Below are 19,717 nucleotides of genomic sequence, written 5' to 3'. Positions count from 1 at the left end.
CCGGAGCCGAAGGCCTATCGCAAAGGCGTTGGCTTCTCAAGTCGGCCACGGGCGCCACCGCAAGGGATTTCGCCGGCCGCCCCGGATCGCTAGAGGTTGTGTCCAGCCGGAATGTCCGGCCTCGGACGAGGAAGACCCATGGCATCCGATCTGTCGCACCGCATTCTTGCCGGCCAGAGCCTGCGGCCCGCCGATCTCGTGATCCGCAACGCGCGCCTCCTCGACCTCGTGACCGGCTCGATCGACGATACCGACATTGCGATCGTCGGCGAGCGTATCGTCGGAACCCACGGCCGCTTCGACGGCGAGCGGGTCGTCGACGCCGCGGGACGTTTCGTGGTGCCGGGCTTCATCGACACACATCTGCACATCGAGTCCTCGCTCGTCACGCCGCTCGAATTCGACCGCTTCGTGCTGCCGCGCGGCGTGACCACGGTGTTCTGCGATCCGCACGAGATCGCCAACGTCCTCGGGGCGGAGGGGATCGCCTACTTCGTCGCCTGCGCCGAAGCGAGCGTCATGGACATCCGCATCAACCTCTCGTCCTGCGTGCCTGCGACCTCCTTCGAGACCGCGGCGGCCCGGCTCGAGATCGACGACCTCCTGCCGTTCCTCGACCATCCGAAGGTCCACGGCCTTGCCGAGATGATGAACTACCCGGGCGTCCTGTCGCTCGACCCCGGCATTCTCGCCAAGCTCGAAGCCTTTCAGGACCGCCATGTCGACGGCCATGCGCCGCTCCTGCGCGGCTCTGCGCTGACCGGCTATCTTGCGGCCGGCATCCGCACCGACCACGAGGCGACCGGCGCCGACGAGGCGATGGAGAAGCTGCGCAAGGGCATGGCGATCCTGATCCGCGAGGGGTCGGCCTCGAAGGACCTCGAAGCGCTGGCCGAGATCCTGACCGCAGACACGTCGGCTTTCGTGGCGCTCTGCACCGACGATCGCAGCCCGCTCGACATCGCGGAAGAGGGCCACCTCGACGCGATGATCCGGCGGCTGATCGGGCGCGGATGCCCGGTGCACCACGTCTACCGCGCCGCTTCGCTCTCGGCTGCCCGCATCTTCGGTCTTCGCGATCGCGGCATGGTCGCGCCGGGCTGGCGGGCCGACCTCGTCCTGCTCGACGACCTGGAGGCCTGCCGCGTTTCCGACGTCGTCGCGGGCGGGCGCCTGGTCGAGCGGGCGCTGTTCGACGCGCGGCCCGCAGTCGCCCCCGTCGGCCTCGCTTCGATGAAGGCGGAACCCGTGACGCCGGAGCATTTCCGCCAGCCTGCGGTCGGTCCGACGTGCGACGCGGCGGTCATCGGCGTGAAGGCGGGTCTCCTTCTGACCGCAAGGCTCGGCGCGACGCTTGCCGTCGTCGAGGGCGAGGCGCAGCCGGACCTGGGCCAGGATGTCCTCAAGCTCGCGGTGGTCGAGCGCCACGGCCGCAACGGCAATGTCGGCCTCGGCTTCGTCAACGGCTTCGGTCTCCAGCGCGGCGCGATCGCCTCCTCGGTCGCGCACGACAGCCACAACATAACCGTAGTCGGCACCAACGCGCAGGACATGGCTGCGGCCGTCAATGGCGTGATCGCACGCGGCGGTGGTTTCGCCGTGGCCGACGAGGGCCACGTCGTCGCGGCGCTGGCGCTGCCGATGGCAGGACTGATGAGCGTCGAGCCGGTCGACACTGTGATCCACGATTTGGAGGCGCTGGTGGCGGCGGCGAGAGGGCTCGGGTGTTCGCTGCTCGAACCCTTCTTGCAGCTCGCGTTTCTGGCCCTCCCGGTGATCCCGCACCTGAAGCTGACCGATCGGGGGCTCTTCGACGTCGACCGCTTCGCCTTCGTGGAGGGTTGAGCGGTCCGGTCTCGCGTCAGACGAGCCAGTCGGGGAGGCGAGGGGGCGCGAAGCCGGTCGCAAGAGCGTCCGCGCAGTCTGCGAGCGTGCCGAGCCGTACCGCACACCCGGAGAGGCCGGGACCGTAATGGGCGTACTTGCCGGACGTGGTGAGGACGGTCCGCGCTTGTCGCGGGAACACGGGGCGCGAGATCGAGCACCAGCAAAGGTCGGGGATCATCTCGATGCCGCTGGCGGACAGGCGGGACCGCGTCCCGTCCGCCTTGGCTGCGGCGAGCACCTGCCGCCCGGCCGTGATCATTCCCCGGACCCGGGGATCGCGCGCTCGTCCGGCCAGCGCGTCGGCGAGCATCTGACATTCGTTCAGGGAAGCATGCGGACTGCCGATCGCCACGAGGTCGATCTCCGCCGCCCCCTCGTTCAAACGGCGCCATGCGGCGGCGAGGTCGGCGCGAGAGATGGTGGCGAGGTCGGCGCCCGGCATCGCGCAGCCCTCGGCCTCCGGCGTGACGCCCTCGACATGCAGCATCGGGGCGGCCGAGGTGGTGCCGAAGGCGGCGCAGAGGGCCTTGAGGTCGTCGTGGCGGGGCGCGAGATCGGCGAGACCGCGCAGGAGCGGCACTCGCTCGGGCGCCAGACGGCCGGCGAGATAGCCAAGGAGCGGCCAAGCCTCGGACCCGATGCGTTCCGGCAGATCGACGTCGACGACGAGGGCCGCGCGGCGCCCCGCGTCGAGATAGGGGCCGGCCAACGGGGCGCGGCCCGTCAGAGCGATGCACAGGTCGAGAAAGTCCGGATGCTTGGCGGTCCGCGCGCCCAGCACGCTGTTGGCGAAGATCACGGCGTTCGATTCCGACCAGCCGATGATATCGCCGCAGCCGGGCGCATCGTCGAGAAGATAGGGCGCGCAGGTGAAGGTGGGCCGGCAGCCCATGCCGACATAGGCATCGGCCAGGCGGGCGGCCGGCTCGCCGAAGACGGGGGCCACGCTCTGCTTCCGCCAATTTTCGGCGTCGACCGAGATGGCGTTCATCGTGGTCGGCACGCGAACCCGTGCGCCTTTCGCCGCCATCGCCTCGGCGAAGACGAGATTGGCTGGCCCGGCATAGATGCAGCCGTCGATGTGGGCGCAAGTGACATCGACGAGACGCTCGGCGCCCTGCTGGCGTGCCATCGCCACGAGGATGCGCATCGCCTGCGCGGTGGCCTCGCCCTCGGCACCGTCCAGCATTGCGCGGTCGGCAGGGCCGAGTTCGAACGCCGTGACGGGAAGGCGGGCGATGGGAAGGAAACACGCGCCGGCCCGGATCGCATCGCGATCGATCGTGGCAAAGGTCTCGCGTGCGAGCGCCGCATGGGCATCCGGCGACAGTCTGAGGACCGGCAGCGCGTGCCCGAACATTTCCCCGGCGACGAGGGCGCCCAGTGTCGCGACGTCCTCCGCCTCCGCGAACACCAGCGCCGCGGGCGCCCGCCCGGCAAGCGTCAGCTCCAGCACCACGCCCGATCCCGAGCACGACCCCCGGCTGGTCGGCATCAGCACCACGGCGCCTGCGAGATTCGCGCCGCACTGCGGATGATGCGCGTCGATGATGCGACCCGTGGCGGGATCGACGCCGCCCCAGAAGCTGAGCCCCTCCGACAGCGCGACCACGGGTCCGCGCGCCGGTCCGTCGACGATCGAAAGAGCCGAGTGCATTGGCGTCATGAGTGAGCCGTGGGCGGTATTGAAAGGGCCTTCGATGCGGGAGGAAGAATGTCGGGAGCGGAGGGCAGCATCATGGTCCCGCTTCGCGACGCTCGCAAGGCGATCGGATTGTATCCGATTCCGCCGCGCGGCGGGCTGTCAGGATGCCAGCGAACACGCAAAGGGCATGCGAGGCGGCGCAAACGAATATCGTTGTGACGAGGCGGGAGGGTCTTCGAATGGCTGGTCGGGAAAGCCGAAGACGCTCACGGTTGGCTGGTCGGAGTGGCAGGATTTGAACCTGCGACCCCCTCGTCCCGAACGAGGTGCGCTACCAGACTGCGCTACACTCCGTGGCCGAGCGGGTCTATAGCGGGACGCGCGGCGCTGCGCAACAGGATTCGCGACGCTTTTCCCACCTCGCTCGAATGGCGCCGGCTTCCTTGCACGCATCGCCCCGAGCGATTATAGAAGCGCTCGCCGACGGCCGGTTTTGGGGCGTAGCCAAGCGGTAAGGCAGCGGTTTTTGGTACCGCCATCCCCTGGTTCGAATCCAGGCGCCCCAGCCAACGATCGATGTCTGATAACATCAGCGTGCTCCCACCGGTCTTGCCTTGCCGATCGCGTTGCGGACCGTTCGGCCGCCGAAGCGGTCGAGGCCTGCGGCCGCGCTCCGTCCTCGTGTCGCCTTCGTTGCGGGACGCGGTCGCAGGCCATTGCGCGCCCAACGGCTCGACACTAGACCGTTTGCCGGGCACGCCGGGAGGCGTGTGGGTGGAAACGTGCCGACGCGTCGGCCAGTCGAGAGAATCACATCATGCGTGTTGCCTTGCTCGGTGCCGGTCGCATCGCGGAAGTCCATGCCCGTGGCATCAAGGGAGCGGGCGCGGAGCTTGCCGGCGTCTACGATCTGCGCCGCGAGTCGGCCGAGGTCGTTGCCGGGCGCTTCGGCGGGCGCGTCTACGGCGACGTCGCGGAGGCGCTGGCCGATCCGAGCGTCGAGGCCGTGGCGATCGCCACGCCGACCGACACCCATGTGGATTATCTCGTCCAGGCCGTTGCGGCCGGCAAGGAGGTGTTCTGCGAAAAGCCGATCGACCTGTCGGTCGCTCGTGCGCTGGAGTGCCTCGACAAGATCGGGCCGGCCGCGGATCGCGTCCAGATCGGCTTCAACCGCCGCTTCGACAAGACCTTCGCCCGGCTTCGCGAGCGCCTCGCCGAGGGCGCGATCGGCAAGATCGAGAACCTCACCATCATCAGCCGCGATCCGGCGCCGGCCCCGATCGGCTATCTCGCCAGCTCGGGCGGCATCCTGAAGGACATGGCGATCCACGACTTCGACATGGCGCGCTTCATTCTGGGCGAGGAGCCGGTCGAGGTGTTCGCGACGGGCTCGGTGCTGGTCGACCCGGCGATCGGCGAGGTGGGCGACCACGACAGCGTCAGCGTCGTCATGCGCACCGCGTCCGGCGTCCAGTGCCAGATCCTCAACTCGCGCCGCTGCGCCTACGGCTACGACCAGCGGATCGAGGCCTTCGGCGAGAAGGGCTCGCTGCGCGCCGAGAACCCCTTGAGGGACGAGCTTCGCGTCAATCTCGCCGACACAACCGACGCGCGCTCGGAGCTCTCGACCTTCTTCCTCGACCGCTACGCCGACGCCTACGCGGCGCAGTGGAACAGCTTCTTCGCCAACCTGAAGGCGGGCAAGCCGCCGGCCGTCACCTTCCGCGACGGCCTGCGCGCGCTGGAACTGGCCGAGGCCGGCAACCGCTCGATCGCCGAGCGGCGGGTCATCGAGCTCTCGGCTCGCTGAGGTCGGTACCCGCCTGCTGCGGGCGGCACTGGCATGGCCTTTCCCGTCGGGTGTCGAGCCACCCGGCGGGTTTTCTTGCAGCGCAAGACGATCGCGCGGCTGATGCAATTCAGCCGCAGCGAATCACTGGTGGACTGTTGCAGGACGGGCAATAGTCCGGCCGACAGGGGAGGAACGGAATGAAGTTCGGAGTTCCGAAGGAGCGCTTTGCCGGCGAGCGGCGCGTCGCGCTGACGCCGGAAAGCGTCGGTCGGTTGCAGAAGCTCGGCTACGAATGCCTGGTAGAAACCGGCGCCGGCGATGCGGCGCGGTTCTCGGACGAGGCCTATGCGGCAGCCGGCGCGCGGGTCGTGCACGACGCTGCGTCGCTCTGGGCCGAGGCCGACATCGTCGCCAAGGTCCGCCCGCCGGAGGACGCCGAGGTCGAGCTCGTCCGCTCCGGACAGATCCTGATCTCGTTCCTCTACCCCGCGCAGAACGCGGCGCTTCTGGAAGCGCTGCGCGCCAAGGGCGCGACGGTGCTCGCGATGGACATGGTGCCGCGCATCAGCCGCGCGCAGAAGATGGACGCCCTGTCCTCCATGGCCAACATCGCGGGCTACCGCGCGGTGATCGAGGCGGGCAACCAGTTCGGCCGCTTCTTCACCGGCCAGATCACGGCGGCCGGCAAGGTCCCGCCCGCCAAGGTGCTGGTGCTGGGCGCCGGCGTCGCGGGTCTTGCCGCGATCGGCACGGCGCAGTCGCTGGGCGCGCAGGTGCGGGCCTTCGACGTGCGCCCCGAGGTCGCCGAGCAGATCCAGTCGATGGGCGCCGAGTTCCTGTTCCTCGACTTCGCCGGCGCGGCGGATGGTGCGGCGACGGGCGGCTATGCGGCCCCATCGTCTCCTGAGTTCCGCGCCAAGCAGCTCGAGCTTTTCCGGGCCCAAGCGCCCGAAGTCGACATCGTCATCACCACGGCGCTGATTCCCGGCCGCGATGCGCCCAAGCTCTGGCTGGAAGACATGGTCGCCCTGATGAAGCCCGGCTCGGTCGTGGTGGATCTGGCTGCCGAGCGTGGCGGCAACTGCGACCTCACCGTGCCGGATGAGGTGGTCGAGACGCCGAACGGCGTGCGCATCGTCGGGTACACCGACTATCCCAGCCGCATGGCGACCCAGGCCTCGACGCTGTTTGCCACCAACATCCGCCACATGATGGACGACCTGACGCCGAAGAAGGACGGCGTGCCGGTGGTCGACATGGAGGACGACGTCATCCGCGGCGCGACCGTGACGCACGAGGGTGCGATCACCTATCCGCCGCCGCCGCCCAAGATTGCGGCGATCGCCAAGCAGGCCCCCAAGAAGGTGGTCGAGGAAACGGCGGCAGAGAAGGCGGCGCGCGAGGCGCTCACCGCCCGGAAGTCCGGCCAGCGCCAGGTCATGCTGCTCGCCGGTGGCGCGATCCTCCTGATGCTGATCGGGCTGACGGCGCCGCCGAGCTTCCTCCAGCATTTCGTGGTCTTCGCGCTGTCCTGCTTCGTCGGCTACCACGTCATCTGGAACGTCTCGCATTCGCTGCATACGCCCCTGATGGCCGTCACCAACGCCGTGTCGTCGATCATCATCCTCGGCGCGCTGCTGCAGGTCGGCACGTCGGGCTGGTTCGTCTCGTTCCTTGCCGGGCTCGCTATCCTGATGGCGTCGGTCAACATCTTCGGCGGGTTCATGGTGACGCGCCGGATGCTCAAGATGTTCCAGAAGAGCTGAGGAGGTCGAAACCATGAGCCCAGGTCTCGTCGGCGCGTCCTATATCGTCGCCTCCATCCTCTTCATCCTCTCGCTCGGCGGCCTGTCGAACCAGGAAAGCGCCAAGCGCGCCGTCTGGTACGGCATCGTCGGCATGGCGCTGGCCGTCTTCGCCACCATCACCGGGCCGGCGGTCGGCGCGCTCTGGCTAGTCGTGCCGCTGATCGTCGTCGGCGGCCTTGTCGGCGGCTGGCTCGCCGGCCGCGTGCAGATGACGCAGATGCCCGAACTCGTCGCGGCGCTGCACTCCTTCGTCGGCCTTGCCGCCGTGTTCATCGGCTTCAACGCCGATCTCGAGGCCGCGCACGTCGCCCATGCGATCGCCACCGGAACGGACCACCTCCTGACGGGCTTTGCCGCGACGCTCGCCACCAAGACGCCGGTCGAACTCGCGATCATGCGGGTCGAGGTCTTCCTCGGCGTCTTCATCGGCGCCGTCACCTTCACCGGCTCGGTGGTCGCCTACGGCAAGCTGTCGGGCCGCCTCGACTCCAAGGCTCTCGTCCTGCCGAACCGCCACGCGATCAATCTCGCCGGCGTCGCCGTCGCCCTCATTCTCGGCATCGTCTACTTCAACGGCGCCGGCATCTGGACGCTGATCCTCGTCGCGATCCTCGCGGGCGCGCTCGGCTGGCATCTCATCATGGCGATCGGCGGCGCGGACATGCCCGTCGTCGTCTCGATGCTGAACTCGTATTCGGGCTGGGCGGCAGCCGCGATCGGTTTCACGCTTGGCAACGATCTCCTGATCGTCACCGGCGCGCTGGTGGGCTCGTCCGGCGCGATCCTGTCCTATATCATGTGCCGCGCGATGAACCGGAACTTCGTCTCCGTCATCCTCGGCGGCTGGGGCGGCACGAGCGGTCCGGCGCAGGAGATCACCGGCGAACAGGTCGCGATCGACACGGACGGCGTCGCGCAGGCGCTGGACGAAGCGGACACGGTCGTCATCGTGCCGGGCTACGGCCTCGCCGTCGCGCAGGCGCAAGGGTCGATTTCGGAACTCACGCGCCGTCTGCGCGCCAAGGGCAAGACGGTGCGCTTCGCGATCCACCCGGTCGCCGGCCGCCTGCCGGGCCACATGAACGTGCTCCTCGCCGAGGCCAAGGTTCCCTACGACATCGTCCTCGAAATGGACGAGATCAACGAGGACTTCCCCTCGACGGATGTCGCGATCGTCATCGGCGCCAACGACATCGTCAATCCGGCGGCGGAGGAAGATCCGAACTCGCCGATCGCCGGCATGCCGGTGATCGAGGTCTGGAAGGCGCGGCGCGTCATCGTGTCGAAGCGCGGGCAGGGCACCGGATATTCCGGCATCGAGAACCCGCTCTTCTACAAGGAGAACACCCGCATGTTCTACGGCGACGCCAAGAAGTCGCTCGACGAACTGCTCAAGCAGATCGGCTGATCGCCTGCGGGCGACAGCTGTGCGAAAATACGAAGGGGCGGGCGCCGGATGGGCCTGCCCCTGTCGTTTCCGGCATCGGCTTGGCGCCTCTGCACCGCGTGGAAGATAACCTCCGGTTTCGACCTTTCGATTCCTTTTTACCTTTCACGGCTAACGTGACCGTCGATCTGTGCCACGCACCGCACGGGAAACGATGGAACACCAGACCGACACGTCACGAGCCTTGGCTGGCCGCATCGCGACCTTCAACCGAAGCCAGCTCTTGCAATGCGCGGATTTCGCCAGGACGGTGCTCTGCGCCTCCCTTGTCGAGATCTGCGTGCTGGACGGCGAGCAACTGAAGCGCGTCCATCGTTCGGGCACCTCCGACCTCTCCGGGTGTGCCCTGCGAGTGATGCCACGCGAGCTCAAGGACACCCAGGACCTCCTGTTTCGCGACGTCCAGGCTTCGAGGGGGAGGGGCCGGTTCCGGCAGTGCGTCGTGCACGCGCCGGTCCGTCTCTCCGACAACACACTGGCAGGCTGTCTGTCCGTCGTACTTTCGCTGGGGGTCGAAGAGTTCGGTGCGGTCGAGACGCGCGTGATGCGCGAACTCGCGAGCTTCCTCGGGCGGCAGTTCGACTGGGCGCGTCGCACGGTGGAGGTCGACCGTCCATCGGTCTTCGAGGGTATCGCCACCACATCGCCCGACGGCATCGTCGCCGCGGACGCCAGCAACAGGATCGTGGCCTGGAATGCGGGCGCCGAGCAGCTTTTCGGCTTCACCGCCGAGGAGGCGATCGGCCAGCCCCTCGATATCATCGTCCCCATGGGCAACCGCGCTGCGCACCGGGCAGGCGTCGAGCGTGTGGCCGGTAACGGGCCGACGAGCCTTATCGGACGCTCGGTCACGCTTCATGGCCTGCACAAGAACGGCACGCACATTCCCATCGAACTTTCCCTGTCGCAGTGGATGGAGGGCGGTGAGCGCCGGTTCGGTGCGATCATCCGCGACGACAGCGAACGGCAGCGCCTTGCCGAGAGCCTGCGCGGCGCGACGATGCTCGATCATCTGACGGGTCTGGCGAACCGGTCGAGTCTCGACCGGCGTCTGGCCGCCCTTGTCGAGGCAGGACGCAAGATCACGCTTCTCCTCGTTGATCTCGACGGGTTCAAGGAGGTGAACGACACGCTCGGGCACCTTGCCGGGGACCAGGTCCTTGCCGAGGTCGCGGCCCGCCTGCGATCCGAGGCGCGGAACGGGCAGTTCGTCGCGCGGATGGGCGGCGACGAGTTCGTCGTGCTGATCGAAGATGACGCGAATCCGCTGGAGGGCGCCTGGCTCGGTGAAACGCTGATCGACGTGATCGAGCAGGCGATCACCATCGAGGACGCGATGGTGAGCATCAGCGCGAGCATCGGCGTCGCCTGTTCCGGTCACGACGATACGCCTGACAGCCTGCTCGGCGACGCCGACCTTGCGCTCTACAAGGCCAAGAGGAGCGGGCGAGGGCGGACGGAGCTTTTTACGCCCGACCTGCGGCTGAAGATCGTCGAGAAGGGTCTGGCGAGGACCGAACTCGCCGCCGCCTGGGCCGACAACCAGTTCGAGCTCTACTACCAACCGCAAGTCTCACTACGGGACAGCCGTCTTTGCGGCGCCGAAGCCCTCCTGCGATGGATCCATCCCCGGCGTGGCGTGCTGGCGCCCGGCGCGTTCCTTCCGATGATCGAGGCGGATGCGCTCGCCATTTCCGTCGGCGGCTGGATCGTCGACGAAGCGTGCCGGCAGGCCGCCGCATGGCGAGCCGGGCCGTTCCCCGGCTTCCGCATCGCGGTCAACCTCTTCGCATTGCAGTTCAAGTCCGGTGATATCGTCGGCGAGGTGACCCGTGCCCTGGAGCGTCACGACCTGCCGCCGGAGGCGCTGGAACTCGAGATCACCGAGAACACGATCCTCAAATCCGACGAGCGCATCCTGAAGCAGCTCAATCGCCTGCGCGATCTCGGCGTCGGGCTCGCCTTCGACGATTTCGGCACCGGCTTCGCCTCGCTCTCCATGCTGCGGGATTATCCGGTGACGAAGATCAAGATCGACCGCGCCTTCGTCAGCGGTGCCGACGTCTGCGAGCGCGACCGCGCCATCACGCAGGCGCTGGTTTCGATGGCGCACGGGCTGGGGATCGAGGTCATTGCCGAAGGTATCGAGACGGTCGATCAGCATGCGCTGATGCTGGGACAGGGCTGCGACATGGGGCAGGGCTATCTCTACAGCCGCCCGGTCAACGCCCGGACCTTCCTCGCGCTCAGTCAGACGGACGCAAGGCTTCGCTCGGCCGGTTAACGCTCGCCTCCATGCGCCAACCCGCTCTCAACGGTCTCCCACACGCGCGGGTCGGACATCTGCGCCACGTTGAAGCGCATCATCGATCCTGCCCTGCCTGAAGGGCTAAACACGTCGCCAGGCGCCAGCACCACCCCGCGCCCGGCCGCAAACCGGGCGAGGTCGGCCGCGCTTCCGCCCTCCGGCAACTCGCACCAGAGGCTGAAGCCGCCGCGCGGAACCGTCCACAGGCGCAAGCCGATCGTCGCGAGACGCCGGGCGACTTCCCCGCGCGCCCGGCCGAGCCGTCGGCGCACGCCCTCCATGTGCCGGCGATAGCCGCCATCGGCGAGCGCGTCGTGGACGACGCCGGCCGAGACGGGACTTGCCGCCCCGAACTGCGTCGCGATCTGGAGGTCGGTGAGGGCTTCGATCCAGTCCAGCCGCGCCGCGATGTATCCGCAGCGAACCGATGCGGACAGGGTCTTAGAGAACGACCCGATGCGAAGGACGCGCTCCAAGCCGTCGAGATCGGCAAGGCGCGGTGTCGGCTCCGGCTCGAAGTCGGCCAGGATTTCGTCCTCGACGATGGCGATGTCGTAGGCGGCTGCCGCGGCCAGCACGCGATGGGCCACCGCAGGCGACAGGCTGGCGCCGGTCGGGTTGTGGATCGCCGAGTTGGTCACGTAAAGGCGCGGCCGGTGACGTTCCGCGAGTTCTGCGAACGAGGCTGGGTCCGGGCCTATGGGTGTCATCGGCACTCCGACGACCGTGACGCGGTGGGCGGACAGGAGCGCGCGGAAGTTGAAGTAGCAGGGATCGTCCACCAGCACGGTGTCGCCGGTCCGCAGAAGGAGACGGCAGATCAGATCAAGCGCCTGTGTGCCAGAACCTGTCAGCAGCACCGCATCAGGCCCGACGTCGAGGCCTTCCGCCGCGAACTGCCGGGCGAGCAACTGGCGAAGCGGTGCATGGCCTCGTGCGGAACCGTAGTCCGTCAGGACCGCGTCCCCGGCGCGCGCGGCTCGTCGCAGGGCCCGGCGCAGCGCCTCGGTCGGCATCCAGTCGGCCGGCAGCCAGCCGCATCCGGGCTTTGCTGCATCCGGTTCGGCGTCGAGCGACTGGCGCGAGACCCAGAACGGATCGATGGCTCGCTCCGCATCGCCGCGGGTGGTCGTGAGAGGTCGCGGCGCGGGGCTGCGTGCGACGAACATGCCGGAGCCCAGCCGCGCCCGCACCATGCCTTCCGCCGCCAAGCGCTCGTAAGCCTCCACGACGGTGGACGGCGAAACCGAGAGGCTGGTGGCGAGCGCGCGAATGGACGGCAACCGGTCGCCCGCGGCAAGCCCGCGAGCGGCGATGCGATCGCGCACCGCATCCATCACCTCGTCCGTGCGTCGACCCATCGCCGCCCTCCTGACACCAACCGTACTGTTCCGATAAACCATACGGTTCGAAGAAATTGTATGCCTTCTGTATCTCCTCCAGCGAAGCGGCGACGGGTTACGCCAAAGGCCTGAATAGTCGGTGGGGCGTTGCGATGAGATCGGTGGCGGGCTGGGGAAGCGGACTTCTCGGAGTGGTCATCTTCAGTGGTTCACTTCCGGCGACGCGTCTCGCGGTCACGAATCTACCGCCCTTGTTCCTGACATCGGCGCGGGCCTCGATCGCGGCCGTTCTGGCCGCCGGTCTCCTCGGTCTGCTTCGCCAGCGGCCGCCGGAACGCCGTGATCTGCCGAGTCTCGGGATCGTCGCCCTCGGCGTCGTCGTCGGCTTCCCGCTACTCACCGCGCTCGCCCTGCAGACGGTGACCGCATCCCATTCGGTCGTGTTCATCGGCCTTCTGCCGATGGCGACCGCCCTGTTCGGCGTCCTGCGGGCGGGCGAGCGGCCACGGCCGGCCTTCTGGCTCTTCTCCAGCCTCGGTGCCCTCCTTGTGTCGGGCTTCGCGGTTGCCCAGGGCGGGCGCGGCTCCTGGCAGGGCGACGGCTTCATGGTGGCTGCCATCGCCGTGTGCGGCCTCGGCTATGCCGAGGGCGCGCGACTGTCGCGCCGGATCGGCGGCTGGCAGGTGATCTCCTGGGCGCTGGTCCTGTCGCTGCCGGTGATGCTCGGGCTGCTCGCCTGGACCACGCCTGCCAGCTTCTCCACGGTCGGGGCGCCGGCCTGGGCCGGCCTTGCCTATGTCTCGGTGTTCTCGATGCTGATCGGCTTCGTGTTCTGGTACCGGGGACTGGCAAGGGGCGGCATCGCGGGCGTCGGCCAATTGCAGCTTCTCCAGCCGTTCTTCGGCCTTTCGCTGGCCGCGCTCGTGCTGGGCGAGCCGGTGCCGGCATCGATGGTCGCCGTCACGCTCGGCGTCGTCGCCTGCGTCGCCGGGGCGCGGCGCTTTGCCTGAACCGGGCGGTCAGGCCGCGAACCGCACGCGCTCTTCGACGCGATCGATCGCGAAGGTTTCGAGAGCCCAGTCGATCCCTTCGTTCCGCCGGTCGCCGTTGAGCGCACGCTCGAGGAACACAGTGCGGCGGTCGCGCGGATCGAGACGATAGATGCCCGTCCAGTCATCGTGGAATACCATCCAGATTTCGCCCGGCCGCTTGGCATGGCCGGTGCCGGGATGCCGCGACAGGCCGAGGAAACGGCTTTCGCGGCCAGCGTCGGCGAGAGGGTGGGATGCGGTCGTCGCGTCGGGCAAACTCGTGTCTCCGCCAGTCGTCGCGGGACCGATATGCAAGATATGGCGAGGCTCCGTTTGGTTGCCGGTGCGGCCACATCCTCCTTGCGGAGCGCCACCTTGCCCGGACGGCAGGTTGGCGTTGGACATCGGTCCAACTCTTGATGCTGGCGCAGGCCTAGCAGATCGGAGCGAAGGCTTCAACTCGGCAGGGGGAGGGAGGCTGTCATCCATGCAGCCCGAACACGACGAGTTGTGCGGCAAGGGGCGATGCATCGACTAGAGATGGGAATGCGAAACGGGTCGAAGGTCGGTCGAAAGCCATTCTCTCGCCATTCGCCTGCCGTAGCGCGGCTTGTGCGTCGCGCGAGTTGCCGACTCAACCCCTCGAGCGCTTGGCCCATGTCCGATCCCGAAACGTCCGCCGGCCTCCCGCCCCCCAAGTTGAAGGGCATCGAGCACATTCTGGCGGCGGCCGGCTATTCGATCAACGGCGGGCGGCGGCTCCTGCGCGAGCCGGCCTTCCGGCACGAGATCCTGTTCGGATTGGTGCTCGTCGTGCTTCTGGCGCTCCATGGCGCCTCCACGGCCGCCTTTCTCATCCAGCTCGTTCTTCTGGCGATCCTCGGCGCAATCGAGGCCGTCAACACGGCGATCGAACTCATCGTCGATCGCGTGTCGCCGGAATTCTCGGCGTTTGCCAAGCACGCCAAGGATCTCGGCTCGTTTGCGGTCTTCTGCCTGCTCGTCGCCAACGCGGCCTTCTGCGCGGCGGTGCTCCTCAAGGATTCGACGTCGTTTCTCTGAGGTCGCCGGCGCGGCGGCGCTTCGCCTCGGCGCGGCAGCGGTCGGAGCAGTAGAGCACCTCGTCCCAGGTCTTCGCCCAAGCCTTGCGCCAGACCATAGGGCGACCGCAGTTGAGGCAGGTCTTCTGCGGCAGGTCGGCCTTGCGGCGCATCTTGGCCATGGGTGTCCTCGCGCGGTCTGGTCGCAGGAACCGAACCAAGCGGCGCGTGGTTCCAGCGCCATCCATCGGCATGTGACGGAGGAGGAGGATCAGGATGCTGCCATCGCTGCAGACGGGCTATCGGGCCTTGGTGTTCGGCGCGACAGGGGGCATCGGCAGCGCAGTTCTGCAAGCCCTGCAGGCAGACGAGCGCTGCGGTGAGGCCGTCGGCCTGTCGCGGCGCGACGGCTTCGACCTCGAGGACGAGACCTCGATCGCAGCGGCGGCCGAGCGTCTCGGCAGCGGCGAATTCGATCTCCTGTTCGACGCGACCGGCGGCCTTCAACTCGACGGCTACGGGCCGGAAAAGGCCCTGCGCGCCATCGAGCCGGCCGGCATGGCGCGCCAGTTCGCCGTCAACGCGATCGGCCCGGCGCTGATCCTGAAGCATTTCGTTTCGCGCCTGCCGCGCGGCCGCCGCTCGCTCTTCGGCACCTTGAGCGCGCGCGTCGGATCGATCGGCGACAACCACCTCGGCGGCTGGATCTCCTATCGCGCGGCCAAGGCGGCGCTGAACCAGATCGTGCGCACGGCGGCAATCGAGGTGGCGCGCCAGCGCCCCGAGGCAGTGCTGGCGGCGCTTCATCCCGGCACCGTTGCCACGCGCCTGTCGGAACCCTTCGCGGCCCATCATGACCGCCTCAGCCCCGACGATTCCGCCGCCGCGCTCCTCTCCGCGCTCGACGCCCTGCCGGCCGAGCGCAGCGGGTGCTTCGTCGCCTATGACGGAAAGCCCATCGAGTGGTGAGGCGTCAGCGGTCGGCTTCGGCCTTCGCCAGCTTGTCGACCGTCTCGACATAGGCGTCGGCATCGAACTTCTTCAGTGTCGCCGGTCCGAGATAGCGGATGCTGCCGAACACCGGCCGCTTGCCCCACGGCCGGTCGTGCAGGCCGAAAAGCCAGGCGACGTTGGTGAAGGAGTTGGCGTCGCGCCCATCGAGGAAGTAGCGGTTGTTGAGCCGCAGCGTCGTGCGGAAGGCGTCCTCCGGCGAAGCCGACCATTCCAGGATCTTCTTGCCCCAGTACATGCGCAGCTGGTTGTGCATGTAGCCGGTCTCGCGCATCTCGCGCATCGAGGCGTTCCAGTAGGGATCGTGCGTCTCGCCGGCGGCGAGCTCCTTCTCGGAATAGATGTGCTCGCGCTTGTCCTTGGCGTGCTCGCCTAGCGTCTTGCGGCACCAGTCCGGCAGGCAGGCGTAGTCGTCGTACTTTTCCTCGTAGAAGACGTGGTTCACCGCCAGCTCGCGCCGCACGATGAGCTCCTCGAGGTAGGACGCCTTGTCCTCGTCGCCGCCTGTCTTGGCCTCGCGGACGGCCAGCGCGATCTCCAGCGGCCCAATCTGTCCAAAATGAAGGTAGGGGCTCATGTGCGAGGCGGCGGCCGCTTCCGGCCGGTTGCGATCGGTGCCGTAGGTCGCGAAGGACTTTCCAAGGAACGCCTTGAGGCGCTTGCGCGCCTCGCCCTGGCCACCGCGGAAACGCGTGACCGCGCCGATCTTGTGGTCGAGCTTCATCGAGGCGACGAGCTTGGCAGGGTCCGAGAGGTCGAGCTTCGACTTCGGAACGTCGGCGGCCTGCTTGTGCTTCACCCGCCGCTCAGACAGGGGCTGTAGGAACTCGTCCCAGAGCTTGTGGATCTTCGGACGCAGCGTGCGCGCGGCGTATTCGTGCTTGGGCGAGGCGGTCTCGACAGGGACCACCGTCTCGGTCTCGATCTGGTGCAGCGGGCAGTCGATGGCTTTCGCAAGCTTGCGCCGCCACTCCTTCTCGATCCGGAGATAGCCGCGGTCACACACGGTGAGCGCGGCCTTCTTCGACAGCCGGAGGGCGATCTCGTCGGGGTCGCCGAGCGCGCCGTGGAAGGTCACATGCCGCTTGGCGAGATCGGCCTCCACCTCGGCCAGTCCCTCGACCATGAAGTGGTAGTGCCGCGCGTTGCCGTCGGGAAAGGCGTCTGTCATCCCGAAGACGCAGACCAGCGGCAGATCGAGCTCGTTGGCCCGGTCGATCGCATACTCCAGCGCATGGTTGCCGTGCGCGCGCTTGGCCGCCTGCATCCAGTAGAGGACATAGGCGCCGTCCTCGCGCGGCTCGCCCTCTTTCAGCATGCGGATGCGTTGCGGCTGGATGGTCATGCCACGGGTCCTCGATACGGGGAAAAGGGGTCAGCCGCGACGCGGCAGAGCGAGACGGCGTTCCAAAAGGGAGAGGGCGTCGAAGACGAGCACGGCGAGGAGCCCGACGATCACGGCGCCCTGCACCACGAAAGCGGTGTTGCCGGACAGGAGCCCTGCGATGATGACCTCGCCGAGCGTCGGCGCGCCCACGGTCGAGCCGATCGTCGCCGTGCCGAGGCCGACGACGACGGAGAGGCGGAGCCCGGAGACGATGAGCGGCAGCGCCAGCGGCAGCTCGACCCGCCAGAGCCGCTGCCACGGCGTCAGCCCGACACCGCGTGCGGCCTCCATCACCGGGGGGCCCGCCGCGTTGAGGCCGGCCACCGCGTTCTCGAAGATCGGCAGGAGCCCGTAGAGGAAGAGCGCGAAGAGCGTCGGCGCGAGACCGAAGCCGACAGCCGGCACGGCGAGCGCGAGAACGGCGACCGGCGGGAAGGTCTGGCCGACATTGACGATGCTGCGCGACAGGGGGAGGAAGTCGGCGCCGAAGCGCCGCGTCACCAGGATCGCGAGCCCGGTCGCCACCACGAAGGCGGCAAGGATCGACGCCAGAACGAGTTCGAGATGGCTGACAGTGAGCGCCAGAAGGCTGGTCTGCGTGTAGATCGCCGGGGCGCCGTTCGTCACCAACGGCTGCAGCAGCGGCGCGAAGGCTTGCGGCGTCAGCACGACCGCCGCCAGGAGGGCCAGCGCCAGCGTGCGTGCGATGGGAGCGGCGAGGCTCACGCCGGGCGCGCCGCGCTCTGAATCAGCGCATCGCGGCGGATGATGCCGGCCGGAATGCCCCGTTCGTCGAGCACCGGAGCCGACTCACGGCCCGACCAGAGGAGTTCGGCCAAGGCATCGCGCCGGTTGAGTCCGCGGGCAAGCGGCGCGCCGAACGCCTCGCCGGGTTCCAGAAGCCCGTCGATGTCCTCCACCGCGAGGAGTCGCAGCGCCCGGTCGCCGCTGCCGACCATCTCCTCGACGAAGCCGTCGGCGGGACGCGCGAGGATTTCGGAAGGCGTCGCGCACTGGACGACGCGCCCGGCGCGCATGACGGCGATGCGATGCCCGAGGCGGATCGCCTCTTCCATGTCGTGGGTGACGAGCACGATCGTCGTCGCGGTCGCCTTCTGCAGCGCCTCGAGGTCGCTCTGGGCCTTGGCGCGGATGATCGGGTCGAGCGCGCCGAACGGTTCGTCCATCAGGAGGATGTTGGGCCGGGCGGCGAGCGCGCGGGCGACACCGACGCGCTGCTGCTGGCCGCCCGACAGTTCCTGCGGCAGGCGGTCGGCGAAGTCGCGCGCGGGCATCTGGAAGAGTTCGAGAAGCTCCTCCACCCGCGCCCCGATCTCACGCTCGCTCCAGCCGAGAAGGCGCGGCACGGTCGCGATGTTCTGCGCCACCGTGCGGTGCGGGAAGAGGCCGTGGTTCTGGATGACGTAGCCGATACGGCGGCGAAGCAGCGGACCGGGCACCGAGCGAATGTCGGTGCCGTCGATGCAGATCTCGCCCGATGTCGGCTCGATCATCCGATTGATCATGCGCATCAGGGTCGTCTTGCCCGAGCCGCTGGTCCCGACGATCGCCATCACCGTGCGCGGCTCGATCGTCAGCGAGACGTCGTCCACCACGGGGCCGGCGTCGTAGCGCTTGGTGACGCGGCGGATCTCGATCATGGCGCGGTCCCCTTGGGCGAAATGGAGGCGAAGTCGATGGCCGCATCGAGCACCGTGGCCGAGGCGAAGGCGAGGGCGACGGTCGGGAGCGCGCCGAGGAGCACGAGGTCTGTCGCGTTCTGACCGAGGCCCTGGAAGACGAAGACGCCGAACCCGCCGCCGCCGATCAGCGCGGCGACGGTCGCGAGCCCGATGTTCTGGACGAGAACGATGCGGATACCGGCGAGAATGACGGGAAGGGCGAGCGGCAGTTCGACGCCGAGGAGGCGCTGGCGCCGTGTCATGCCGAGGCCCGTCGCAGCGTCGCGCGCGGCATCGGGCACCGCGGCAAGGCCGGCCAGCGTGTTGGCGACCACGGGCAGCAGCGAATAGAAGACGAGCGCGACCAGCGCCGGCGCGGCGCCGATGCCGCGAATGCCGAGCGCCGAGGCGCCCGGCACATGCAGCGCCACCCAGCCGAGAGGCACGATCAGAAGTCCGAAGAGCGCGATCGAGGGCACGGTCTGGACGACGTTGAGGACGGCGAGCGCCGGCGCGCGTAGCGCCTCCATGCGCCAGGCCAGCACCGCAAAGGGAACGCCGAGCGCGACCGAGACGGCCATGGAGCCGAACGCCAGTGCGAGGTGCCGGGCGCCCTCCGACCAGAAGGTGCCAGCGCGCACGGCGTATTCGCGCATCACCGACAGGCCGTCGAAATGGCCGGTGGCCAGGAGGGCACCGATGACGAAGAGGATGGCGGCCAGAAGTACCAGCCGCAGCACGGGTCCCGGCCGCAGCCGCGTCAGCGCGTCGGTGAAGAGAAGCGCGAAGGCGCAAAGCGCCGTCCAGAAACCCGATGCCGGCGACACGCGCGCATAGGGATTTTCGGGTGCGGCGAGGACGCCGGGCGCGATGCCGATCGCAAGAAGCAGGGTCACGAGGCCCGCGAGCGCGACGCCGACACGCAGCGTCGGCCCGAGGCGAACGGCGCCGAGCGCGGCGAGGGCGACGAGGATCGCAAGGAGAACGGCGCCGGTGCCGGATGGCAGCGACGCCGTGAAGCTGTTCGCGACGCCCGGTACGATCCGGTTGGCCTTCGCGGTCGCAAAGGGCAGGAAGGCCAGGGCGCCGAACAGGAGAAGCGCGGAGGGGAGGCCAATCTTATCGAGCCGCAATGCCGTCTTCCGACTTTGCACCATGTCGGTATCCGAACGCAGCATCGGCTCGTTCGCCTCCGCCGGCGGTGTCGGAAGGAGAAGGGCGGACATGGCTTCTGTCTCCGGTGCTCGTCGCGGGATCGGCGCCTCGCGGGCAGGCCATGGTCTGCGTGCGGGTCGCCCCGCGTCACCCAGAGATTATGGGGCAGGCAAACGAT

The 19,717-nt window shown here is 68.4% G+C and carries 16 protein-coding genes, 2 tRNA genes and 1 riboswitch; of the genes, 9 read left to right on the top strand and 9 right to left on the bottom strand.

What is annotated here, in order from left to right:
- Positions 1–138: 138 nt before the first annotated feature.
- The gene (ade, locus tag BM175_RS06275; RefSeq protein WP_090960803.1) at positions 139–1,845 is read left to right on the top strand and encodes an adenine deaminase; all 1,707 of its coding nucleotides are present in this window, start codon (positions 139–141) and stop codon (positions 1,843–1,845) included.
- Between the two features lie 16 nt (positions 1,846–1,861).
- Here ade and lhpI read toward each other — a convergent pair whose 3' ends face one another.
- Together lhpI and BM175_RS06265 are read right to left on the bottom strand one after the other, a co-directional pair.
- Positions 1,862–3,553 carry a cis-3-hydroxy-L-proline dehydratase gene (gene lhpI, locus BM175_RS06270; protein WP_090960801.1) on the bottom strand — a complete coding sequence of 564 codons (1,692 nt, stop codon included), beginning with the start codon at positions 3,551–3,553 and terminating at the stop codon, positions 1,862–1,864.
- Positions 3,554–3,809: 256 nt separating this feature from the next.
- Positions 3,810–3,886, bottom strand: a tRNA-Pro gene (locus tag BM175_RS06265).
- A gap of 140 nt (positions 3,887–4,026) precedes the next feature.
- Between BM175_RS06265 and BM175_RS06260 the strand changes: the two genes are divergently transcribed.
- From BM175_RS06260 to BM175_RS06240, 5 genes are all read left to right on the top strand, one after another.
- Positions 4,027–4,101, top strand: a tRNA-Gln gene (locus BM175_RS06260).
- 248 nt (positions 4,102–4,349) lie between these two features.
- The gene (iolG, locus tag BM175_RS06255) at positions 4,350–5,345 is read left to right on the top strand and encodes an inositol 2-dehydrogenase (RefSeq protein ID WP_090960798.1); all 996 of its coding nucleotides are present in this window, start codon (positions 4,350–4,352) and stop codon (positions 5,343–5,345) included.
- A 179-nt stretch (positions 5,346–5,524) separates the two neighbouring features.
- Complete coding sequence (locus tag BM175_RS06250; protein ID WP_090960795.1) at positions 5,525–7,093, top strand: Re/Si-specific NAD(P)(+) transhydrogenase subunit alpha; 1,569 nt, start codon at positions 5,525–5,527, stop codon at positions 7,091–7,093.
- A gap of 13 nt (positions 7,094–7,106) precedes the next feature.
- The gene (locus BM175_RS06245) at positions 7,107–8,543 is read left to right on the top strand and encodes an NAD(P)(+) transhydrogenase (Re/Si-specific) subunit beta (protein WP_090960793.1); all 1,437 of its coding nucleotides are present in this window, start codon (positions 7,107–7,109) and stop codon (positions 8,541–8,543) included.
- Between the two features lie 193 nt (positions 8,544–8,736).
- Positions 8,737–10,866, top strand: a complete 2,130-nt coding sequence (locus BM175_RS06240; protein WP_090960791.1) for a putative bifunctional diguanylate cyclase/phosphodiesterase — start codon at positions 8,737–8,739, stop codon at positions 10,864–10,866.
- Here BM175_RS06240 and BM175_RS06235 read toward each other — a convergent pair.
- A complete protein-coding gene (locus tag BM175_RS06235; protein ID WP_244545894.1) occupies positions 10,863–12,251 on the bottom strand; it encodes an aminotransferase-like domain-containing protein in 1,389 nt (462 codons plus the stop codon). The genes BM175_RS06240 and BM175_RS06235 overlap by 4 nt on opposite strands.
- Before the next feature lie 134 nt (positions 12,252–12,385).
- Here BM175_RS06235 and BM175_RS06230 point away from each other — a divergent pair, with 134 nt between their 5' ends.
- Positions 12,386–13,243 (top strand): DMT family transporter, encoded by an 858-nt coding sequence (locus BM175_RS06230; RefSeq protein WP_090960789.1) that lies wholly within the window; start codon positions 12,386–12,388, stop codon positions 13,241–13,243.
- A gap of 9 nt (positions 13,244–13,252) precedes the next feature.
- Here BM175_RS06230 and BM175_RS06225 read toward each other — a convergent pair whose 3' ends face one another.
- Positions 13,253–13,540, bottom strand: a complete 288-nt coding sequence (locus BM175_RS06225) for a hypothetical protein (protein WP_090960787.1) — start codon at positions 13,538–13,540, stop codon at positions 13,253–13,255.
- A 47-nt stretch (positions 13,541–13,587) separates the two neighbouring features.
- Positions 13,588–13,692: riboswitch (SAM-I-IV-variant riboswitch) on the bottom strand.
- 229 nt (positions 13,693–13,921) lie between these two features.
- On the opposite strand from BM175_RS06225, the gene BM175_RS06220 reads away from it, so the two are divergent.
- Positions 13,922–14,326, top strand: coding sequence for a diacylglycerol kinase (locus BM175_RS06220; RefSeq protein ID WP_090960784.1), 405 nt, complete (start codon positions 13,922–13,924; stop codon positions 14,324–14,326).
- On the opposite strand, the gene BM175_RS06215 is transcribed toward BM175_RS06220, so the two are convergent.
- On the bottom strand, positions 14,301–14,486 hold the full coding sequence (locus BM175_RS06215; RefSeq protein ID WP_090960781.1) for a DUF2256 domain-containing protein: 186 nt from the start codon (positions 14,484–14,486) through the stop codon (positions 14,301–14,303). The two genes, BM175_RS06220 and BM175_RS06215, sit on opposite strands and share 26 nt — an antisense overlap.
- A 94-nt stretch (positions 14,487–14,580) precedes the next feature.
- Here BM175_RS06215 and BM175_RS06210 point away from each other — a divergent pair, with 94 nt between their 5' ends.
- Complete coding sequence (locus BM175_RS06210) at positions 14,581–15,273, top strand: SDR family oxidoreductase (protein WP_090960778.1); 693 nt, start codon at positions 14,581–14,583, stop codon at positions 15,271–15,273.
- A gap of 4 nt (positions 15,274–15,277) precedes the next feature.
- Here BM175_RS06210 and BM175_RS06205 read toward each other — a convergent pair whose 3' ends face one another.
- From BM175_RS06205 to BM175_RS06190, 4 genes are read right to left on the bottom strand one after another with little or no spacing between them, the layout of a single operon-like run.
- On the bottom strand, positions 15,278–16,660 hold the full coding sequence (locus BM175_RS06205; RefSeq protein ID WP_090960775.1) for a deoxyribodipyrimidine photo-lyase: 1,383 nt from the start codon (positions 16,658–16,660) through the stop codon (positions 15,278–15,280).
- 30 nt (positions 16,661–16,690) lie between these two features.
- Entirely contained in the window at positions 16,691–17,428 is a 738-nt protein-coding gene (locus BM175_RS06200; protein WP_090960772.1) for an ABC transporter permease, read from the bottom strand.
- On the bottom strand, positions 17,425–18,363 hold the full coding sequence (locus BM175_RS06195; RefSeq protein ID WP_090960770.1) for an ABC transporter ATP-binding protein: 939 nt from the start codon (positions 18,361–18,363) through the stop codon (positions 17,425–17,427). Before BM175_RS06195 ends, BM175_RS06200 begins: the two co-directional genes overlap by 4 nt.
- Positions 18,360–19,562, bottom strand: a complete 1,203-nt coding sequence (locus tag BM175_RS06190; protein ID WP_090961272.1) for an ABC transporter permease — start codon at positions 19,560–19,562, stop codon at positions 18,360–18,362. The genes BM175_RS06195 and BM175_RS06190 overlap by 4 nt, the downstream gene beginning before the upstream one ends.
- Between the last annotated feature and the right edge of the window lie 155 nt (positions 19,563–19,717).

Origin of the sequence: Aureimonas phyllosphaerae (assembly GCF_900113065.1) — a bacterium.
GTDB lineage: Bacteria > Pseudomonadota > Alphaproteobacteria > Rhizobiales > Rhizobiaceae > Aureimonas > Aureimonas phyllosphaerae.
The sequence above is the reverse complement of the archived record's forward strand: the minus strand, read 5'-3'. Positions and strand labels throughout refer to the sequence as shown.